This is a genomic window from Vibrio agarivorans, from assembly GCF_030409635.1.
Taxonomy (GTDB): Bacteria; Pseudomonadota; Gammaproteobacteria; order Enterobacterales; family Vibrionaceae; genus Vibrio; species Vibrio agarivorans.
Map to the genome: position 1 here is coordinate 460,371 of NZ_JAUFQF010000004.1, position 19,713 is coordinate 480,083.

Genomic DNA, 19,713 nt, shown 5'->3' on the forward strand with positions numbered 1-19,713 from the left:
CCTTTAACTTCTTTAAGACCGTTGTAAGGAGCGCGCTCACCTAGAGCTTCCTCGATAGGGATAAGTTGGTTGCTTTCTTTTAGGTATAGCAGCAACACGGTCAGAACGGCTCATCGTTCTTTTTGAGGCCCCATTAAACAAAAAAACTCGCCGAAGCGAGGGTTTAAAAAGTTATTTAGCTAGGCTAATTCAATTAAGAATTAAGCTTGGCCTTTAACTTCTTTAAGACCGTTGTAAGGAGCGCGCTCACCTAGAGCTTCCTCGATACGGATAAGTTGGTTGCTTTCTTTTAGGTATAGCAGCAACACGGTCAGAACGGCTCATCGTTCTTTTTGAGGCCCCATTAAACAAAAACCCTCGCCGAAGCGAGGGTTTAAAAAGTTATTTAGCTAGGCTAATTCAATTAAGAATTAAGCTTGGCCTTTAACTTCTTTAAGACCGTTGTAAGGAGCGCGCTCACCTAGAGCTTCCTCGATACGGATAAGTTGGTTGTACTTAGCAACACGGTCAGAACGGCTCATAGAACCAGTCTTGATTTGACCTGCAGCAGTACCTACCGCTAGATCAGCGATAGTTGCATCTTCAGTTTCGCCAGAACGGTGAGAGATTACAGCTGTGTAACCTGCGTCTTTAGCCATCTTGATAGCAGCTAGAGTCTCAGTTAGAGAACCGATTTGGTTGAACTTGATAAGGATAGAGTTAGCTACGCCTTTCTCGATACCTTCAGCAAGGATCTTAGTGTTAGTAACGAATAGATCGTCACCTACTAGTTGAAGCTTGTCACCTAGTAGTTCAGTTTGGTGCTTGAAGCCATCCCAGTCAGACTCGTCTAGACCGTCTTCGATAGAAACGATTGGGAATTGGTTAGCTAGCTCAGCTAGGTAGTGGTTGAACTCTTCAGAAGAGAAAGTCTTACCTTCGCCTTTCATGTTGTAGATGCCAGCTTCTTTGTCGAAGAACTCAGATGCAGCACAGTCCATAGCTAGAGTAACGTCTTTACCTAGTTCGTAACCAGCAGCTGCAACAGCTTCTGCGATAACTTCTAGAGCTTCAGCGTTAGACTTAAGGTTAGGAGCGAAACCACCTTCGTCACCAACTGCAGTGCTGTAGCCTTTAGACTTAAGAACTTTAGCTAGGTTGTGGAATACTTCTGCACCGATACGTAGAGCTTCTTTAAGAGTCTTAGCGCCAACTGGTTGGATCATGAACTCTTGGATGTCAACGTTGTTGTCTGCGTGCTCACCACCGTTGATGATGTTCATCATTGGTAGAGGCATAGAGAACTGACCAGCTGTACCGTTTAGTTCAGCGATGTGTTCGAATAGAGGCATGCCTTTAGCTGCAGCAGCTGCTTTCGCGTTTGCTAGAGATACAGCTAGGATTGCGTTAGCACCGAACTTAGATTTGTTCTCAGTGCCGTCTAGGTCGATCATAACTTGGTCGATGTCAGCTTGAGCTTTCGCGTCTTTACCAACTAGTGCTTCAGCGATTGCGCCGTTTACAGCTTCAACTGCTTTAAGAACACCTTTACCTAGGAAACGTGCTTTGTCACCGTCACGTAGCTCAAGAGCTTCGCGAGAACCAGTAGATGCGCCAGATGGAGCTGCCGCCATACCTACGAAACCGCCTTCTAGGTGTACTTCAGCTTCTACAGTTGGGTTACCACGTGAGTCGATGATTTCACGACCTAGAACTTTAACGATCTTAGACATTAATGTTTCCTCTCGTTTTAAATTAAATGTCAAACTAAAAGGCAACAGCAAATCCCGCTGTCGCCTGTGTCCTTTTTAATTACTTCTCAAATTCACCGCGCTGGTTTTGACCAGCAGCTTTTACGAAGCCAGCGAATAGCGGATGACCATCGCGAGGCGTCGAGGTAAATTCTGGGTGGAACTGAGCTGCCACAAACCATGGGTGATCTGGGTTCTCAATCATTTCCACTAGTTTCTTGTCTGCTGACAGACCAGAAACTTTAAGACCTGCTTTTTCAATCTGTGGACGAAGTAGGTTGTTCACTTCGTAACGGTGACGGTGACGCTCATGAATCGTTGCGCTACCGTAAAGCTCACGAGCTTTGGTACCTTTTTCTAGGTGACAAAGCTGTGAACCTAGACGCATTGTACCACCTAGATCAGAGGTTTCTGTACGCTCTTCAACTTTACCTTCGCCGTCGACCCACTCAGTGATCAAGCCTACCACAGGGTACTTGGTCTCTTTGTTAAATTCTGTTGAATGCGCGCCTTCAAGACCCGCAACATTGCGTGCGTACTCGATAAGAGCAACTTGCATACCTAGACAGATGCCAAGGTACGGTACTTTGTTTTCACGAGCGTATTTCGCTGCAAGGATCTTACCTTCAACACCACGGTCACCAAAGCCACCCGGTACAAGGATAGCGTCTAGGCCAGCTAGCGCTTCATCACCTTTGCTCTCTACGTCTTGTGAATCAACGTACTTGATATTCACACTTAAACGGTTCTTAAGACCCGCGTGCTTCAGAGCTTCGTTGACTGATTTGTATGCATCTGGCAGTTCAATGTACTTACCGACCATACCAATCGTTACTTCACCCGTTGGGTTCGCTTCTTCATAGATCACTTGCTCCCACTCAGAAAGATCTGCTTCTGGTGCAGTGATGCCAAAACGTGTACAAACTAGGTCGTCTAGACCTTGAGATTTAATTAGTTGAGGGATCTTGTAGATAGAATCTACGTCCTTCATTGAGATTACCGCTTTCTCAGACACGTTACAGAACAGAGCGATCTTCTTACGCTCGTTTGCAGGGATCATACGATCAGAGCGGCAAACTAGAATATCTGGTTGGATACCGATAGACAGAAGCTCTTTTACAGAGTGCTGTGTCGGTTTCGTTTTAACTTCACCTGCTGCTGCTAGGTAAGGAACCAGTGTAAGGTGCATAAACATTGCACGCTCACGACCTAGCTCTACAGCAAGCTGACGAATCGCTTCCATAAATGGCAGTGACTCGATATCGCCCACAGTACCACCAACCTCAACGATAGCCACGTCGTGACCTTCAGAGCCTGCGATTACGCGGTCTTTGATTGAGTTAGTGATGTGAGGGATTACCTGAATAGTTGCACCTAGGTAATCACCGCGACGTTCTTTCGCTAAAACGTCAGAGTAAACACGACCTGCAGTGAAGTTGTTACGCTTGGTCATCTTGGTGCGAATGAATCGCTCATAGTGACCAAGGTCAAGGTCAGTTTCAGCGCCATCTTCCGTAACGAACACTTCACCATGTTGAGTAGGGCTCATTGTGCCTGGGTCAACGTTGATGTAAGGGTCAAGCTTCATCATAGTCACTTTAAGACCACGAGCTTCTAAAATAGCCGCAAGCGATGCTGCTGCAATACCTTTACCTAGAGAGGATACAACCCCGCCAGTAACAAAAATGTAATTTGTCGTCATGTTTAACCTGAAATTGGTTGAATGAGGGAAATGGAATTCATCTGGACGGGACGAAAATATACCAGAAGACCCTAACCGCCACAACGTGAAATCTATCACACTGCAATTTTAAATTTTTTGCTTCAAATCAAACTCGCGCACCGAGCTGCTTTAACAGTGCCTTGATTGCGTCTTATTCTCGACTTTGATTCTTTACCTCAACCCAAAACGCTTCAAGTTCATCCAGGTTGTAGTCTTGCAATGACTTACCCCGTTTATTCGCCATTATTTCAACGCCCTTAAATCGCTCGATGAACTTACGATTTGCCTTGCCTAACGCCACCTCTGGGTTGGTATCCAAATGGCGCGCTAAGTTAACAACAGCAAACATCAAATCACCCAGCTCTAACTCAATCTTTTCAGGCTCTGGGGTAACTTGCAGCGCCTCTTCCATCACCTCGTTAATCTCTTCCTGAACCTTATCGACAACAGGCCCTAGCGAATTCCAATCAAACCCAACTTTCGCACATTTCTTCTGAATCTTTGTAGCACACAAAAGAGCCGGTAGAGAAGCTGGTATTGAGTCTAGAATACTTTGTTCTGATTTGCCTACTTGCGCTTTCTCTTTTGCCTTTTCGGCCTCCCAGTTGGCATTAATTTCTTCATCTGAAACAAATTCAGCATCAGAAAAAACGTGCGGGTGGCGTCGTGTGAGTTTCTCATTCACCCCCTCCACTACATCAGAGAAATCAAAAAGTCCCTGCTCTTTTGCCATCTGGCTATAGAAGATCACTTGAAACAGTAGATCCCCTAACTCTTCTTTTAGGTTTGACCAATCACGGTTATGAATCGCATCCACCACTTCATAAGTCTCTTCGATGGTATGCGGTACAATGGTGTCAAAAGTTTGTTTAATGTCCCACGGGCAACCATCTTGTGGATGACGCAACGTTGCCATGATGGTTTCAAGCTGTTCAATTGGGTGACTCATTGTTCTTTTCCTCTAAAGAAAAAGGTGAGCAGCGCTGCTACTCACCTTCTAGATTGCTTCTGTTATTCATGAGAATAGCAGGCTTATCCTAAGCGTTTTACTGACATGACGTCTTTAATCTGCTCGACACGTTTTGTTACTCGTGACAGTACCTCAACGTTGGTCACTTCAAGATCAAAGTCCATGATCGACATTTGACTGCGATAGTCGACCCGGCTCTTCATGCTATTGATCTTAATTTTCTCATTGGCAAACAGAGAAGTAATATCTTTTAGCAGGCCGCCGCGCTCCATCGCCTCAACACGAACGGTAAGGGTATATGAGCCAATAAAGCCACCACCCCATACCGTATCGATAATGCGCTCTGGGGCGTGATGACTCAGCTCTTCGAGCTGCTCACAATCTGCACGGTGTACCGAAATACCGCGACCTTGAGTGATATATCCTTTAATCGCATCACCAGGAATCGGCTGACAGCAACGTGCCAGGTGGGTCATCAAGTTATCCACCCCCTCAACTACAACCGCATCTTTTTTAGGTTGGCTTTGGGCTGGTGATCGGTTTTCTGCCTCTTGCAGCTTCTCAAGTGCTTGTTTGTCTTCTTCTTCTGCCGTTGGTTTGTTCACAAGGGCATTGATGTGGTTAATGATCTGATTGATCTTTAAGTCACCACTGCCAACACCGACATAGAGCTCATCTGGAGTATTGACGTTAAAACGCTTGAGAGCATATCGCTCGGCATCTTTAAGCGTGGCACCAATCTTAACTAGCTCGACTTCAAGGATCTCTCGTCCTGCTTCAAGGTTCTTCTCGCGACTCTGTTTGCGGAACCAAGCATTGATCTTCGCACGTGCACGTCCTGATGTGACAAAGCCCATTGATGGGTTTAGCCAATCGCGTGAAGGGTTTGGCTCTTTAGCGGTGATGATCTCAACCTGATCCCCCATCGCTAATTTATGCGTAAACGGAACAATGCGTCCTGCCACTTTCGCGCCGATACAACGGTGCCCCACTTCAGAGTGAATATGGTAGGCAAAATCAAGTGGCGTCGCCCCCATTGGCAAGTCAACCACATCCCCACGTGGCGTAAAGGCATAAACGCGATCATCAAACACCTGGCTGCGAAGCTCATCCAACATCTCGCCCGAGTCTGACATCTCTTCTTGCCAATCGAGGAGTTTGCGTAGCCAAGTGATCTTCTCATCATAACCACTGCGGCCACTGCCACCCTCTTTATATTTCCAGTGTGCAGCAACACCTAGCTCAGAGTCTTCATGCATCTGTTTGGTGCGAATTTGAATCTCGATGGTTTTGCCTTCCGGCCCTAAGACTACGGTATGGATAGACTGGTAGCCATTTGGCTTGGGATTGGCGACATAGTCATCAAACTCGCTTGGCAAATGTTTATATTTGGTATGCACCACGCCAAGCGCTGCGTAACAGTCTTGCAGTTTATCGGCGATAATACGCACGGCACGCACGTCAAAAAGCTCATCAAAGGCAAGGCTTTTCTTCTGCATTTTGCGCCAAATGCTGTAGATATGTTTTGGTCGGCCACTGACTTCAGCTTGGATATTAGACACTTTCATCTCTGACGTGAGGTCGTCAACAAAGTCTTTGATGTACTGCTCGCGCACAATACGGCGCTCAGAAAGCTGTTTTGCTATCTGCTTATAGGTGTCAGGTTGTTGGTAGCGGAAGGCGTAATCTTCGATCTCCCACTTGAGCTGACCGATACCTAAACGGTTTGCCAGCGGCGCGTAAATGTTGGCACACTCTTTTGCGGCCGCGCGACGCACTTCATCGGGCGCTTTCTTTACTTCAATAAGGTTGGTGATGCGCTCCGCAAGCTTAATCACCACCGCTCGGAAGTCATCCACCATTGCTAGCAGCATACGACGAACGTTATCGACTTGTGAGGATGCCGCGCTGCCTTCCAAGGTCACGTTTAATTGACCAAGGGCTGCCATCTCATCGACACCCTCAATCATCTTAACGATCTCTTTGCCGTATTTTTCTTCCAGCTGCTCTTGCTCAAACAAGCCACTAGAAACGACAGGGAACAACTGCGCCGCTATCAGGGTGGCTTTATCCATTGACAAAGTGACCAAGATTTCATTCATTTCGCGCCCGCGCCACAGTAACAAGGCACCTTGTTCATGTCCTTCCACCAGCGTTTCACACAGCTGATAAGTGCTCTTAAGCGCGTTCGCTATTTTTGGGGGCTGTTTTAAGCTCGTGATCCACGTATCGAGCTCAAACTCAGTATCTTGGTTTAAATGCGCACTTCGTACCGCAACCATTTCAAATTCCTATTTTGTATCTACGCGAGTTCAATTCGCTGTTATTTTTTTATCGCTCAAACAATGCCATCGACTCTAGGTGACTGGTGTGAGGGAACATGTCCAACATCCCCAATCGTGTCATTGTAAAGCCCTGAGCCAACAAGCTCTGACTGTCCCTGGCAAGAGTAGCAGGATTGCATGAAACATACACCACTCGTTGAGCGCCAAGCTTCGCAATGTGATCTACGATACCTGTTGCGCCAGCCCTTGCTGGGTCAAGCAGCACTTTGTCGAACTGCTGCTCTGCCCACGCTTTGTGGGAAATATCCTGTTCAAGGTTCGCCTGATAGAAAGCCACATTATCTAGCTGGTTAAGTTGGGCATTATCAGTGGCTTTGTCCACCATCGACTGCACCCCTTCAACTCCGATGACACTTTTCACTTTTTTAGCGATTGGTAAGCTGAAGTTGCCCAAACCACAGAACAGGTCAAGCACACGATCATTCGAATTAAGGGAGAGCCAATCTAAGGCTTGAGCGACCATTTTCTCATTGACCTTCTTATTGACCTGAATAAAGTTCACAGGTTCAAAAGGAATCGTAACACCCGCTTCTAAATAATGCCCTACCTCTCCAAACACTCGCTCTAGGGCTTCATCGCCTTGATGAAGGTAAAGCGTGACATTCAGTGACTGGCAGCAAGCTGCAAGTTGCTCTCTGTCTTTCTCACCAAGCGCTTTGATCGTTCTAACCAACACAATATTGGTATTATCACCTTTCACTAACTCAACGTGCCCTAGGCGCTCCGGGTGTTGAAATTGACTCAGACAAGCTTGGAGTGACGGCAAAAGTGCATTGAGCTCATTGGCTAGAATTGGGCAAGCATCAATATCGACAATCTGCTTACTCTGCTTTTTACGAAAACCAAAACTCAGTTGCTTTAGCTTTTTGTCCCAGAAAACACTGAAGCGTACACGACGGCGGTAATCTGGCGTCTCGTCAGAGAGCGTTTCAGACAACGGTAACTCTTGCTTAGCAAGCTTTTTGAATAGACCAGATAAGGCCAAAGCTTTGTAGTCACGTTGGTCATCGCTTGAAAGGTGCTGCATATTACACCCTCCACATTGCGCATAATGCGGGCAGAATGGCTGAATACGCTTATCACTCGGTTTGAGCACTTTGATCAGCTTCGCTTTAGCAAACTTACTCTTCTCTTCTACCAATTGAATCAACACTTTTTCGTCTGGCAACGCACCATCGATAAATACGGGTTTACGATTGTGAAAAGCGATACCGGTGCCGTGATGGTCAATTTTGTCTACTTTGACCTCAAAGTGCTTGGTGTTAAGAGGAGTCTTTTTCTTTGCTTGGAAAATACGCGCCATAAGTGTTGCCTGATTGTAAGGATGCGTTTGGTGTCATACACGCAAGCGCAAATCGATCCGCTCTACGTATATCTGTGATATAAATGCTTAACGGCATGTGAATGTTTCGATGGCGGTTTTTACCATTGCAATAACCACATGCCATACTATTGTCCCACATCCAACCGGTGAAGTTTAGAGAATAATGACGCGATATGGCTTACGTGCACGGGTAATAACACTCACCCTAGCCCCCACACTTATCATAGGTATTCTACTGTGTGGTTTTTTCTCCTTCACTCGTTACCACGATTTGGAACGACAGGTAATCAACTCTGGCTTAAGTATCGTTGAGCCTCTGGCTATTGCCAGTGAAGATGGCATGGTGACGCAAAGCCGTGAATCGGTCAGACGTATTATCAGTTATGCCCATCGTAAAAATTCTAAGTTTGTCCGCAGTATTGCGGTGTTTGACTCGAGGCATGAGCTTTTTGTGACCTCAAACTTTCACCCGCAGTTTCAGTCTCTCACCTATGATAGCAATGAGTTAATCCCTCTATTGCCTTCGATTCAAATAGACGACAACACACTCATCTTGCGTGCCCCTATCATTCCCGAAACCCGTTTTGTGGCGATACCAGACCTCAACGAACACGATGCGCAAGCGCTGGGCTATGTCTCGATGGAACTCGATCTCTCGCCTCTACGATTGCAGCAATATCGTGAAATCATCATTGCGATAGCGGTAATGATCCTTGGTATAGCCCTATCGACCGCCTTTGCGATTCGCTTGATGCACGACGTGACCCGACCAATTGATCACATGCGCCGCGTGGTGGATCGTATTCGCCGTGGTCATGTCGATGTGCGAATTGATGGCAAGATGCACGGTGAACTCGACTCGTTGAAAAACGGTATTAACGCAATGGCGGAATCTTTGTCTGCTTACCATACCGAGATGCAACACAGTATCGATCAGGCCACCTCCGATTTGCGCGAAACCTTGGAGCAGCTTGAGATACAGAACGTTGAACTCGATATCGCGAAAAAACGCGCCCAAGAAGCCGCCCGCGTAAAATCAGAGTTTTTGGCTAATATGTCACACGAGCTACGCACACCACTCAATGGTGTGATCGGCTTTGCTCGTCAAATGCTAAAAACCCAGCTAACACCTAGCCAAACTGACTACCTTCAAACTATTGAAAAATCGGCCAACAACCTATTGAGTATCATTAACGATATTCTCGACTTCTCTAAACTCGAAGCCGGTAAGCTGGCGCTTGAGAACATTCCGTTTGATTTCCAAGAGAGCCTCGACGAAGTCGTTAGTCTGCAAGCGACCTCCGCCCATGAGAAAGGCCTTGAGCTGACACTGAAGATTGACCCGAAAATCCCTGTAGGGGTGATCGGAGACCCGCTACGTATTCAACAAGTGCTGACGAACTTGGTCGGCAACTCCATCAAGTTTACCGAGCGCGGTAACATCGATATCAGCGTTGAGCTTCGCTCTCAAAAAGAAGATGCAATAGAGCTGCAATTTATGGTGCGTGACACAGGTATCGGCATCTCTGAGCGTCAACAAGCGCAGTTGTTCCAAGCTTTCTCTCAGGCGGATGCCAGTATATCTCGCCGCTATGGTGGCACAGGATTAGGTTTGGTTATCACCCAAAAACTCGTGAGTTACATGGGAGGGGAAATCAGCTTAACCAGTCGTCTGCACCAAGGCTCAACCTTCTGGTATACCCTTCGTCTTGCAACAACAGATATGCCAGTGTCTGATCTGGTTGAAACTGACAGCCTCTTAGGTCGTAGCTTATTATTGGTTGAGCCAAACATGCAGGCAGCAACAGTATTGCAGCAAACGCTCTCCACTGCAGGCTTGCAAGTGAACTACCGCTCGACGATGCCAAGTGAAAGTGGCACTTTTGACTATGCGATCATTAACTTTGCACCCGATCATTCGCACACCTTCGATGAAGTCAGTGAGCAAATAAAACTCGCGAAAACACTCGCCACACACGTCACTATTGGCCTGCCGAGTACGGAGTTAGCACTCGCTAACCAAATCACCTCTGAGCTCAACGTGCAGTGCATCGCCAAGCCACTCTCACGCAGAAAACTGCTACAGAACTTGCTTGTGCAACAGCCAGAGTTAGCTCTGCCACAACCGATAATACGCGAACCACAACAACTGATGCCTTTAACGGTTATGGCGGTTGATGACAACCCTGCAAACTTGAAATTGATTACGGCTCTACTCAAAGAGCGTGTGAAAACCGTCATCACCTGTAATGATGGCATTGAGGCTGTCGAATATGCCCAACAAGAGAAGTTCGATATCATCTTGATGGACATTCAGATGCCAAGAATGGATGGCGTCACAGCGTGTAATGCCATCAAAGCCTCAGAGCTCAACAAGGATACGCCTATCGTGGCTGTGACTGCTCATGCCATGCAAGGCGAGCGCGACCGCTTACTCAAGGCAGGTATGGATGACTACCTCACCAAACCGATTGAAGAACACATATTGCAACAGGTGCTCGTTCGCTGGAATCCAAACACTGATGAGAGTCAGGTAATGATGCTGCCGCTCGAGCATGAGACTAGCGAAACCAAAGCCTCCCCTGCAAAGCCACAGACCAGCCGACAGGATCTCATTATCGACTGGCAGCTCGCCCTCAAACAATCGGCCAACAAGGAAGATCTCGCCAAAGACATGCTGCAGATGTTGGTGGCCTTTATTCCTGAGGTCATCACCGTGGTTGATAGTGTATTGGAGCCAGACACAGAGCAGCAATATGACCTGCTGCATTACGTACATAAACTCAATGGCAGTTGTTCATACAGTGGGGTTCCACGCTTGAAAAAGGTGTGTGCTGAACTAGAAAAAGGGTTGCGCTTAGAAATGACTATCGAAGATTTGGAACCTGAGTTATTTGAGCTGCAAGATGAGATGGAGAAAGTGATTGCGGCAGCGCAACCTTATCTCACCTAACGAAAAACGAACGAAAAGAAGATAAAAACAAAAAAACTCTGCTTATTTCGGCAGAGTTTTTTTATATCACTCGTGAACAAAAAGGCTAGGACTCAAGGATCACCGTAGCGACCGCATAGCGCTTTTCATCTGCGATAGTCACCAGCGCGGCATGAGCGCCGAGAGAATCGGCAAACTGTTGAGCCACTCCGGTTAATGTCAGCTCTGGTTTACCTAACTCATCATTACTGACGGTAAAGTCTTGAAAGCTGACACCGCGCGCAATACCTGTCCCTAGGGCTTTCGCAGCCGCTTCTTTAACAGCAAACCGTTTAGCCAAGAAACGCGCAGGTTGCTTGCTAACCTCAAACACGGTGAATTCACTCGCAGATAAGACTCGTTTAGCCAGTGCATTGCTGCGCTCTAACGCCGTTTCAATACGCTCAATCTCAACGATATCCGTTCCTAAGCCGACAACTGGCATAATACAACCTTATTTAAGCTGACTTACGCGCATCAAGCATGATGGCTTTCATGTCCGCGACAGCTTTATCAAGACCATCAAACACCGCTCGACCAATGATGGAATGGCCAATGTTCAATTCGTAGATTTCAGGCAGTGCGGCAATAGGTGCTACGTTGTGATACGTCAGACCATGGCCTGCATTAACAGTAATTCCCAGATCGTGAGCGTAGCTTGCGCCTGCCGCAATCTTCTTCAGTTCATCTTGCTGATCTTCGTCCGACGTCGCATCGGCATAGTGACCAGTGTGCAGCTCAATGTATGGGGCACCACATGCTTTCGCAGCATCAATCTGTTGGCGGTCTGCATCGATAAATAGCGAAACCTTAATACCAGCGGCACTCAACTTCTCTGTGGCAGCTTTGATTTTGTCGAGTTGACCCACCACATCAAGACCACCTTCTGTCGTTAGCTCTTCACGCTTCTCAGGAACTAGGCACACGTATTCAGGTTGTGTTTGCAGGGCAATTTCAACCATTTCGTCTGTCACTGCCATCTCTAGGTTCATGCGCGTTTGAATCGTTTCGCGCAGAATTCGCACATCGCGGTCTAGGATATGACGACGATCTTCACGTAGGTGGATAGTGATGCCATCGGCACCAGCACGCTCAGCAATTTCAGCGGCATGGACAGGATCAGGGTACTTAGTTCCGCGGGCATTACGAAGGGTCGCTATATGATCAATATTAACGCCTAAATAAATCGAACTCATTTTCCTATACTCCGTGCTTTGGGAAGTGTTGAGATAAACAACTCCCGGCTCTTTAATGGTTTTCCGCCAAGATACGGCTTTAACGCTATACGTGTAAAGCGCTTTGCGGCTTTAAGTTGTTCTTTTGTCGTAAATCTACGTTCACTAATCGCAATTAGCTCATTACCAAGAAAGGTCAGATTGTCACGACGAACCGAGGCAATAAAGCCCTTCTCTTCTCGGTAACGATAGGCCATCTCTGGCTCAACAGGCTCTCCTGTGCCAGCACAATGCATGAAATCAACGCCATACCCCATCGCAGATAGCAAGGCTAACTCAAAACGTCTGAGTGCTGGCTCTGGGTTTGTTGCCTGAGCCAACTCCGTTAGGGCGTGTAAGTAGTCATGAAACAGTGCTGGCATAGGCACTTCTGCGGCTAGCACTCTGCCAACTAACTCATTGACGTACATGGCGGAATAGAGGTTAATCCCGGAAAGCGGCAAGCCAAGGCTGATAGGCTCAGCTTGGCGCAGTGTCTTCATTGAGCCTTTGCCTGACCACTTTAGTAGCAGCGGTGTAAATGGCTGTAACGCCCCTTTTAAGTTAGAGCGTTTGCTGCGTGCACCTTTCGACATCAATGTAATACGCCCGTGCTCCTCACTAAACACATCGAGAATCAGGCTCGATTCGCTGTAAGGGCGGCGGTGTAAAACAAAACAGCGTTGTAAACCATCAAACATTGATTAATCCACTGAAAACATGCACAAAAAAAGGAGCCCAAAGGCTCCTTCTTATCTTACCATCGGAGCGAAGCTATACGCCTCACTGTGATTATAAATCGTCGATGTAACCTAGTGAACGAAGCGCTCGTTCATCATCAGCCCAACCAGACTTCACTTTTACCCAAGTCTCTAGGTAAACCTTACGTCCAAACAGCTCTTCCATATCAAGACGAGCTTCACGACCAATGGTTTTGATCTTTTCACCGCCTTTGCCAATCACCATTTTCTTTTGGCCATTACGCTCAACCAGAATCAGGCCATTGATATGGAAGCCATCAGTGTCTGGGTTGTAATCGAATCGCTCAATCTCAACCGTGACTGAGTAAGGCAGCTCATCACCCGTGAATCGCATCAGTTTTTCACGCAGGATCTCTGAAGCCATAAAACGCTGTGAACGGTCAGTCACATACTCTTCAGGGAAGTGGTGTGTTGCCAGCGGTAAATGATCGCGTACGTGCTTGCGCAGTACATCGATGTTCTTGCCGTGCTTCGCAGAGATTGGCACCACATCAACAAAGTCCATCTTCTTCGCCATCTCGTGCATGTGCATCATGACATCGTTACGATCGGCAACGTTGTCGACTTTGTTCACACAAAGAACGACTGGGAAGTTCGACTTCTTCAGCTTGGTCAAGACCATCTCATCGTCGTTGGTCCAATGCGTACCATCAACAAGGAAGAATACTAGGTTCACATCACTGAGTGATGAGTTTGCAGCACGGTTCATCAAACGGTTAATAGCACGCTTCTCTTCGATGTGAAGCCCTGGAGTGTCGACATAAATCGCTTGGTAATCACCTTCGGTGTCCACACCCATAATGCGGTGACGCGTCGTTTGTGGCTTGCGCGAAGTGATCGAAATCTTCTGACCAAGAATCTTGTTCAAAAGAGTCGATTTACCGACATTCGGACGGCCTACAATCGCAATAAAACCACAGTGCTGGTTTTCTGGGGTCGAAGTTTCGCCCGTTGATGAGAAAAACGCATCAATGTCGAACTCGTTGTTTTCTGTTGAATCAGCCATTGGTCAATTGCCCTAATGCTGTCTCAGCGGCCGCTTGTTCAGCCTTGCGACGACTGGTACCTTTACCGATAACAGGCTGTCCTATGCCTGCAACTTCACACGAAACCGTAAACTCTTGGTTGTGTGCTTCACCTTTAATATTAGTCACTGTGTAGACAGGAAGCGGTTTTCTTCTGCCTTGCAGAAACTCTTGCAAGCGTGTTTTAGGATCTTTTTGGGATACACCCGGCTGGATCGCTTCAAGACGAGACAAGTACCAATCAAGGATGATCTTACGCACGACTTCAACATCACTGTCGAGATAAATCGCGCCAATGATAGCTTCTACCGCATCTGCCAAGATCGAATCGCGACGGAAACCGCCACTCTTTAGTTCACCTGGACCTAATTTTAAGTAGTCACCCAGTTCAAACTCACGGCCAAGTTCAGCCAGAGTATTACCACGTACTAATGTTGCACGCATACGGCTCATATCCCCTTCCGTCACTTTCGGGAAGCGGTGGTATAAGTCGTCTGCAATGACAAAACTTAAAATTGAATCGCCCAGAAACTCAAGACGCTCGTTGTGCTTACTGTTGGCACTGCGGTGTGTCAGTGCCAAACTCAAAAGCTCGCTATCGTTAAACTGATAGCCGAGCTTTCTTTCTAGTTTTTCAATTTGAGAATTCATGCTCTCTCGTTGTGTTGTGCCCAAATATGGGCTAGTGAATACCGCCGATACGGTTAAAGCGAACCCCAGTTGGGATCCAACCTGGCAACACGCTGCTCGGATCGCGTTCAAACTCGAAACTGATCCAAATAGCGACAGCTTTACCTACAAGGTTCTCTTCTGGAACAAAGCCCCAGTAACGACTATCGGCACTATTATCGCGGTTGTCACCCATTACAAAGTAGTGACCTTGAGGAACAACCCACTCATTAACGCCAGGTCGAGGCTGATACGCATCAATTCGGTCACGACGCAGCGGGTGTACGAGCACCTCGTGCTCAACTTCCGCCAACTTCTCATTCATCTGAATAAGTGGGATACCGTTTTGATTAAACTCACTCTCTCTCACATTTGATAGAGGCAGCTCGCGACACGTACTCTCACCTTGCGCTTGAATACACAGCTCTTTGTTCGCTGAGTAACGCACTGTATCACCAGGAAGACCGATGACACGTTTAATGTAGTCAATATTTGGTTGCGGAGGGTACTTGAATACAGCGATATCACCGTGTTCAGGCTTACCCGTTTCCACCAACTCTTTACGCCATACCGGGTCTTTGATCCCGTAAGCGTATTTCTCCACCAGAATAAAATCCCCAACGAGCAGGGTTGGCATCATTGAGCCTGATGGAATCTGAAAAGGTTCATAAATAAAGGAGCGCAATACCAACACCACCGCAATCACTGGAAAGATAGAAACACTATTCTCAATCCACCACGGTTGTGCTGCTGCTTTTTCCAGCGTTTTTGCATCCAATTCGTTGGTCTGCTCTTTAATACGCTCCAATTTCTCTTCACGCTTTTTCGCCCAAACCCACTTCTCGAGTGCCCATACAATACCAGTCACTAGTGTCACTATGACAAGAATGAGTGAAAATGTATTCGCCATTGACTTCCCTTATCTTAAAAATACGAAAGTGAAAGAGCCGAAACCCTTTCACTTATCCAAACCTTAATTGCTCATTCTGAAATAATCAGCTGCGCGATTAATCTTTACCTACGTGTAGGATTGCAAGGAACGCTTCTTGTGGCAACTCAACGTTACCAATTTGCTTCATGCGTTTCTTACCTTCTTTCTGTTTCTTCAGAAGCTTCTTCTTACGACTCACGTCACCACCGTAACACTTAGCGATTACGTTCTTACGCAGCTGTTTCACCGTTGAGCGCGCAATAATGTGGTTACCGATTGCCGCTTGAATCGCGATATCAAACATTTGACGAGGGATGAACTCTTTCATCTTCTCTACCAACTGACGACCACGCGTTTGCGATTGATCTTTGTGCGTAATCATCGCTAGAGCATCAACCGTATCACCGTTAAGCAGAACATCAACACGAACCATGCTAGAGGCTTCAAAACGCTGGAAGTTGTAATCAAGTGATGCGTAACCACGTGACGTAGACTTCAAACGGTCGAAGAAGTCGAGAACCACTTCTGCCATCGGAATATCGTACGTTACCGCAACTTGGTTGCCGTGGTAAACCATATCAACCTGAGTACCACGTTTCTCAACACACAGTGTGATAACGTTACCTAAGTACTCTGACGGCACAAGGATGTTACAGCGTGCGATTGGCTCACGAATCTCTTCGATATCATTCACTGCAGGTAGCTTAGCTGGGCTATCCACATACAGAAGAGTACCATCAGTGCGCTCAACTTCGTAAACTACCGTTGGTGCGGTTGTAATCAGGTCTAGGTCGTACTCACGCTCTAGACGCTCTTGGATGATCTCCATGTGCAGCATGCCAAGGAAGCCACAACGGAAACCAAAGCCTAGCGCTGCCGAGTTTTCTGGTTCGTAGAACAGAGACGCATCATTTAGGCTAAGTTTGCCTAGTGCATCACGGAAGTTCTCGTAGTCATCAGAAGAGACAGGGAACAGACCTGCATATACCTGAGGTTTTACTTTCTTAAAGCCTGGTAGGGCTTTTTCACTGCCATTCTTAGCCAGTGTCAATGTATCACCAACAGGTGCACCAAGAATGTCTTTAATACCACAAACAACCCAGCCTACTTCGCCAGTGCGTAGGACATCAGTATCAACCTGTTTTGGCGTGAAGATACCTAGACGGTCTACACCCCATACTTGGCCCGTGCTCATTACCTTGATCTTGTCGTTCTTCTTCAGCTCACCGTTCTTAATACGAACAAGTGAAACAACACCAAGATAGTTATCGAACCAAGAGTCAATGATCAAAGCTTGTAGCGGTGCTTCTGGATCGCCTTCTGGCGCTGGGATCGCAGAAACGATGTTTTCTAGAACATCACCTACGCCAATACCAGTTTTCGCACTACAACGGGTTGCTTCCATTGCATCGATGCCGACGATCTCTTCAATTTCTTCAGAAACGCGCTCAGGATCAGCAGCTGGAAGGTCAATCTTGTTAAGGATTGGCACTACCTCAAGATCCATTTCAATGGCTGTGTAGCAGTTAGCCAGTGTCTGAGCTTCAACGCCCTGACCAGCATCAACAACCAACAGCGCACCTTCACAAGCGGCTAGCGAGCGAGACACTTCGTATGCGAAGTCTACGTGCCCTGGAGTGTCGATGAAGTTAAGTTGGTATGTTTCGCCATCTTTAGCAGTGTAGTTAAGCGTCACACTCTGTGATTTGATGGTGATACCACGCTCACGCTCAAGGTCCATTGAGTCAAGAACCTGTGCGGCCATTTCACGGTCGCTCAATCCACCACAAACTTGGATCAAACGGTCTGATAGGGTCGACTTACCATGGTCGATGTGTGCGATAATCGAAAAGTTACGAATGTGCTTCATAGATGGTGTGACTAAACTCTGTTATCAAAATGACGTCATCTGGCACGCACTCTGGCATACCGGACAAATAAGTTGGCAGATTCTACCCAATTTCTGCTGACTTCGCATCCATTTTAGACAACAGGAATCTGACTGCCCAGTATTCTGAGCAGAACGACTTGTGAAGAGGTCTCTTTCTCACGCTTGCGAACAAATTGTCGAGCGACGATAAAGCCGATAGCTGCGCCAACGATACCAAGCAATATGACGGCTCCCTCTCCGGCGCCAAGAAATGGCTGAAGCCAAGTTTGCCCTGCTATCGCGCCTATAACGAGAAACAGGAGAGGCATAAGGTAAGTTGCAGCTGCGAAGCTGAGTAACTTGCGCTCAGGTAAGCCGATTTCAACCGTATCACCCACTTGAATAGACTGCTCAGTAACCAGCTGCCAAGTTAGGCTTTTGTTTCCAATCGCATTTGATACGAGACCTGTACCACACGAACTTTTTGACGCGCAACTGCTACAACTGGTCTTTTGCTCACAGCTCAGGGTTGCTTGCCAGCCCCCCAGAGCAGGTTGCACAGCCGTAACCTGCGCGAGTGCGGTCATCATTGTTCTAACGCCTTAACAGGCTCAATAGCGACTGACTGAGCGATTCGTTGTGCCGTTGATGGCGGAATGTCTCCCACTATCGAGATCTCAGCAGTGCCTTTAACAAACGTATGTAAAGTGCGGCGTCCTTGGCGAATAACCTGTCCTTGCAGTGAGTTTTCATCACGCTCAGCAATATAAATAGAGAAGTTAAACAGGCCATCAGTGTACATCTGTGTTTCCACCAAACGATCGGTCATTGCCATTCGGTAGCGATTAACCTCGGCTGGTTCAAACCCAGAAGGTACCCAACCAACACTCCAAGCCGCCTCACTCACGTTACCTTTTGGTAAGGTCAAGACATTAGGAAGATTAACGTCCTTGAGCCCCGACATCACCTCAGAGATTTGATCATTCACCACAAATGAAATGGTACGGAACTGCTCGAGCACTTCACCATCACGATCAACAAGATCGGCGCGCAATGGTAGGTGAGAGTTTTCATCCACCCACAAAACGTAGGAGTAACGTAAACCGTCTTTAGGCACGATGCGTACGACTTGTGTCGCACTGCCCGCTTCACGAGCGCGACCCACACTAACAAAGTCGTAGTTCTGACTTAGCTTTTCGATGTCACTGTGGAGCAGTGGGATAGTCGGAGCCACCATGTCATTGGACTCAACCGTGAAAGGCTCGACACCCGGTTCGACATAACTGACTTCGCCACCACGACGAATCACCTCTCGAACAGGGCCACTGAGGTAAAGAAGATGTGCCAACTGCTGATCTTCCGATCTGGCGTGGCGATATAAAAGCGGTTCGATGCTGTTCTTTTTGATCAGGATATAAGAGAGTTCATAACTCAATTGCTCACTGGCCTGATGCATATCTTGTAACAAAGCCTCTGCAGGTTGTTCTGCAGAGGCATTGTGTATAGTCAGACCGAACAGCGTCAGAGCGCTGATCAGAATTTTTTTCATTCAACTACCGGTTCATCATTGAGATCTGAAGCTGCGTCGTAACTGCTGTTTAATCTCAGCTGAAGTTCGTAATCTTGCAGGACAGCATTGATACGACGATGCTGTTCTTGCACATTCGCTTCGTTGGTTGCTGGTTTTTGTACAGACTCACGCGTCAAGCTTACAGGCTCTGCACTACCAGCAAATGGGATAGTTTGTAGCACTGGCAACTGGTCAGCTTCAGGAGAGATCTGGCTATCCTGACCACTGTACTGCTGCACACCTAGGATAACCGCAAATGAGACACAAGCAGCGACTGCCACTTGACCAAACTGGGCTATCCACGCAGGAAGCTGACGTTTGGCAACTTCAGGTTTCGGTTGCGCTTCCATCATTGGCGATACATCAGCACCTTGATGCGCAGGCTCTGCCTCTAATGCTGCAGCTACCGAGCCAGCAATATCCCAATTGGGTTGCTCTGGCGCTTCACCACGCATCACATCACCAATTAAATGGTAGTGTTTCCAACTTTCAATCGCGTCTTGATCACTTTCTGCATATGCCAGCAGTTGTTCGTCATCGAGCGCTTCACCATCCATGAGTGCTGAAAGTTTCTCTTTGTCAGCCATTCTTTTCACCATCATCTATTGGT

At 47.2% G+C, this 19,713-nt stretch carries 16 protein-coding genes; 1 reads left to right on the plus strand and 15 read right to left on the minus strand.

The window, feature by feature from the left end; translation table 11 throughout:
- Positions 1–410 precede the first annotated feature (410 nt).
- The 5 genes from eno to rlmD all read right to left on the minus strand — a co-directional run bounded on the left by eno (position 411) and on the right by rlmD (position 8,071).
- Positions 411–1,712, minus strand: a complete 1,302-nt coding sequence (gene eno / locus QWZ05_RS10450; RefSeq protein WP_264874746.1) for a phosphopyruvate hydratase — start codon at positions 1,710–1,712, stop codon at positions 411–413.
- Positions 1,713–1,791: 79 nt separating this feature from the next.
- Entirely contained in the window at positions 1,792–3,432 is a 1,641-nt protein-coding gene (pyrG, locus tag QWZ05_RS10455; protein WP_264874745.1) for a CTP synthase, read from the minus strand.
- Between the two features lie 172 nt (positions 3,433–3,604).
- A complete protein-coding gene (mazG, locus tag QWZ05_RS10460; RefSeq protein ID WP_290298301.1) occupies positions 3,605–4,402 on the minus strand; it encodes a nucleoside triphosphate pyrophosphohydrolase in 798 nt (265 codons plus the stop codon).
- An 83-nt stretch (positions 4,403–4,485) separates the two neighbouring features.
- Complete coding sequence (gene relA / locus QWZ05_RS10465) at positions 4,486–6,705, minus strand: GTP diphosphokinase (RefSeq protein WP_290298303.1); 2,220 nt, start codon at positions 6,703–6,705, stop codon at positions 4,486–4,488.
- Between the two features lie 49 nt (positions 6,706–6,754).
- Positions 6,755–8,071: a 23S rRNA (uracil(1939)-C(5))-methyltransferase RlmD gene (gene rlmD / locus QWZ05_RS10470; RefSeq protein ID WP_264874742.1), complete on the minus strand. Its 1,317-nt coding sequence runs from the start codon at positions 8,069–8,071 to the stop codon at positions 6,755–6,757.
- 184 nt (positions 8,072–8,255) lie between these two features.
- Here rlmD and barA point away from each other — a divergent pair, with 184 nt between their 5' ends.
- Positions 8,256–11,045 (plus strand): two-component sensor histidine kinase BarA, encoded by a 2,790-nt coding sequence (barA, locus tag QWZ05_RS10475; RefSeq protein ID WP_290298306.1) that lies wholly within the window; start codon positions 8,256–8,258, stop codon positions 11,043–11,045.
- Between the two features lie 85 nt (positions 11,046–11,130).
- Here barA and acpS read toward each other — a convergent pair whose 3' ends face one another.
- The 10 genes from acpS to QWZ05_RS10525 all read right to left on the minus strand — a co-directional run bounded on the left by acpS (position 11,131) and on the right by QWZ05_RS10525 (position 19,690).
- Positions 11,131–11,508: a holo-ACP synthase gene (gene acpS / locus QWZ05_RS10480; protein ID WP_290298308.1), complete on the minus strand. Its 378-nt coding sequence runs from the start codon at positions 11,506–11,508 to the stop codon at positions 11,131–11,133.
- 13 nt (positions 11,509–11,521) lie between these two features.
- Positions 11,522–12,259: a pyridoxine 5'-phosphate synthase gene (gene pdxJ / locus QWZ05_RS10485; RefSeq protein ID WP_264874739.1), complete on the minus strand. Its 738-nt coding sequence runs from the start codon at positions 12,257–12,259 to the stop codon at positions 11,522–11,524.
- Positions 12,256–12,978 (minus strand): DNA repair protein RecO, encoded by a 723-nt coding sequence (gene recO, locus QWZ05_RS10490; protein WP_290298310.1) that lies wholly within the window; start codon positions 12,976–12,978, stop codon positions 12,256–12,258. The genes pdxJ and recO overlap by 4 nt, the downstream gene beginning before the upstream one ends.
- Positions 12,979–13,069: 91 nt before the next feature.
- Complete coding sequence (gene era, locus QWZ05_RS10495) at positions 13,070–14,044, minus strand: GTPase Era (RefSeq protein WP_264874737.1); 975 nt, start codon at positions 14,042–14,044, stop codon at positions 13,070–13,072.
- A complete protein-coding gene (rnc, locus tag QWZ05_RS10500) occupies positions 14,037–14,714 on the minus strand; it encodes a ribonuclease III (RefSeq protein WP_264874736.1) in 678 nt (225 codons plus the stop codon). The genes era and rnc overlap by 8 nt, the downstream gene beginning before the upstream one ends.
- Positions 14,715–14,745: 31 nt before the next feature.
- On the minus strand, positions 14,746–15,642 hold the full coding sequence (gene lepB, locus QWZ05_RS10505) for a signal peptidase I (RefSeq protein WP_264874735.1): 897 nt from the start codon (positions 15,640–15,642) through the stop codon (positions 14,746–14,748).
- 97 nt (positions 15,643–15,739) lie between these two features.
- A complete protein-coding gene (gene lepA / locus QWZ05_RS10510; protein ID WP_264874734.1) occupies positions 15,740–17,533 on the minus strand; it encodes a translation elongation factor 4 in 1,794 nt (597 codons plus the stop codon).
- 113 nt (positions 17,534–17,646) lie between these two features.
- A complete protein-coding gene (locus tag QWZ05_RS10515) occupies positions 17,647–18,123 on the minus strand; it encodes a SoxR reducing system RseC family protein (RefSeq protein WP_264874733.1) in 477 nt (158 codons plus the stop codon).
- Positions 18,120–19,082 (minus strand): sigma-E factor regulatory protein RseB, encoded by a 963-nt coding sequence (rseB, locus tag QWZ05_RS10520; RefSeq protein WP_264874732.1) that lies wholly within the window; start codon positions 19,080–19,082, stop codon positions 18,120–18,122. The genes QWZ05_RS10515 and rseB overlap by 4 nt, the downstream gene beginning before the upstream one ends.
- Positions 19,079–19,690: an RseA family anti-sigma factor gene (locus tag QWZ05_RS10525; RefSeq protein ID WP_264874731.1), complete on the minus strand. Its 612-nt coding sequence runs from the start codon at positions 19,688–19,690 to the stop codon at positions 19,079–19,081. The genes rseB and QWZ05_RS10525 overlap by 4 nt, the downstream gene beginning before the upstream one ends.
- Between the last annotated feature and the right edge of the window lie 23 nt (positions 19,691–19,713).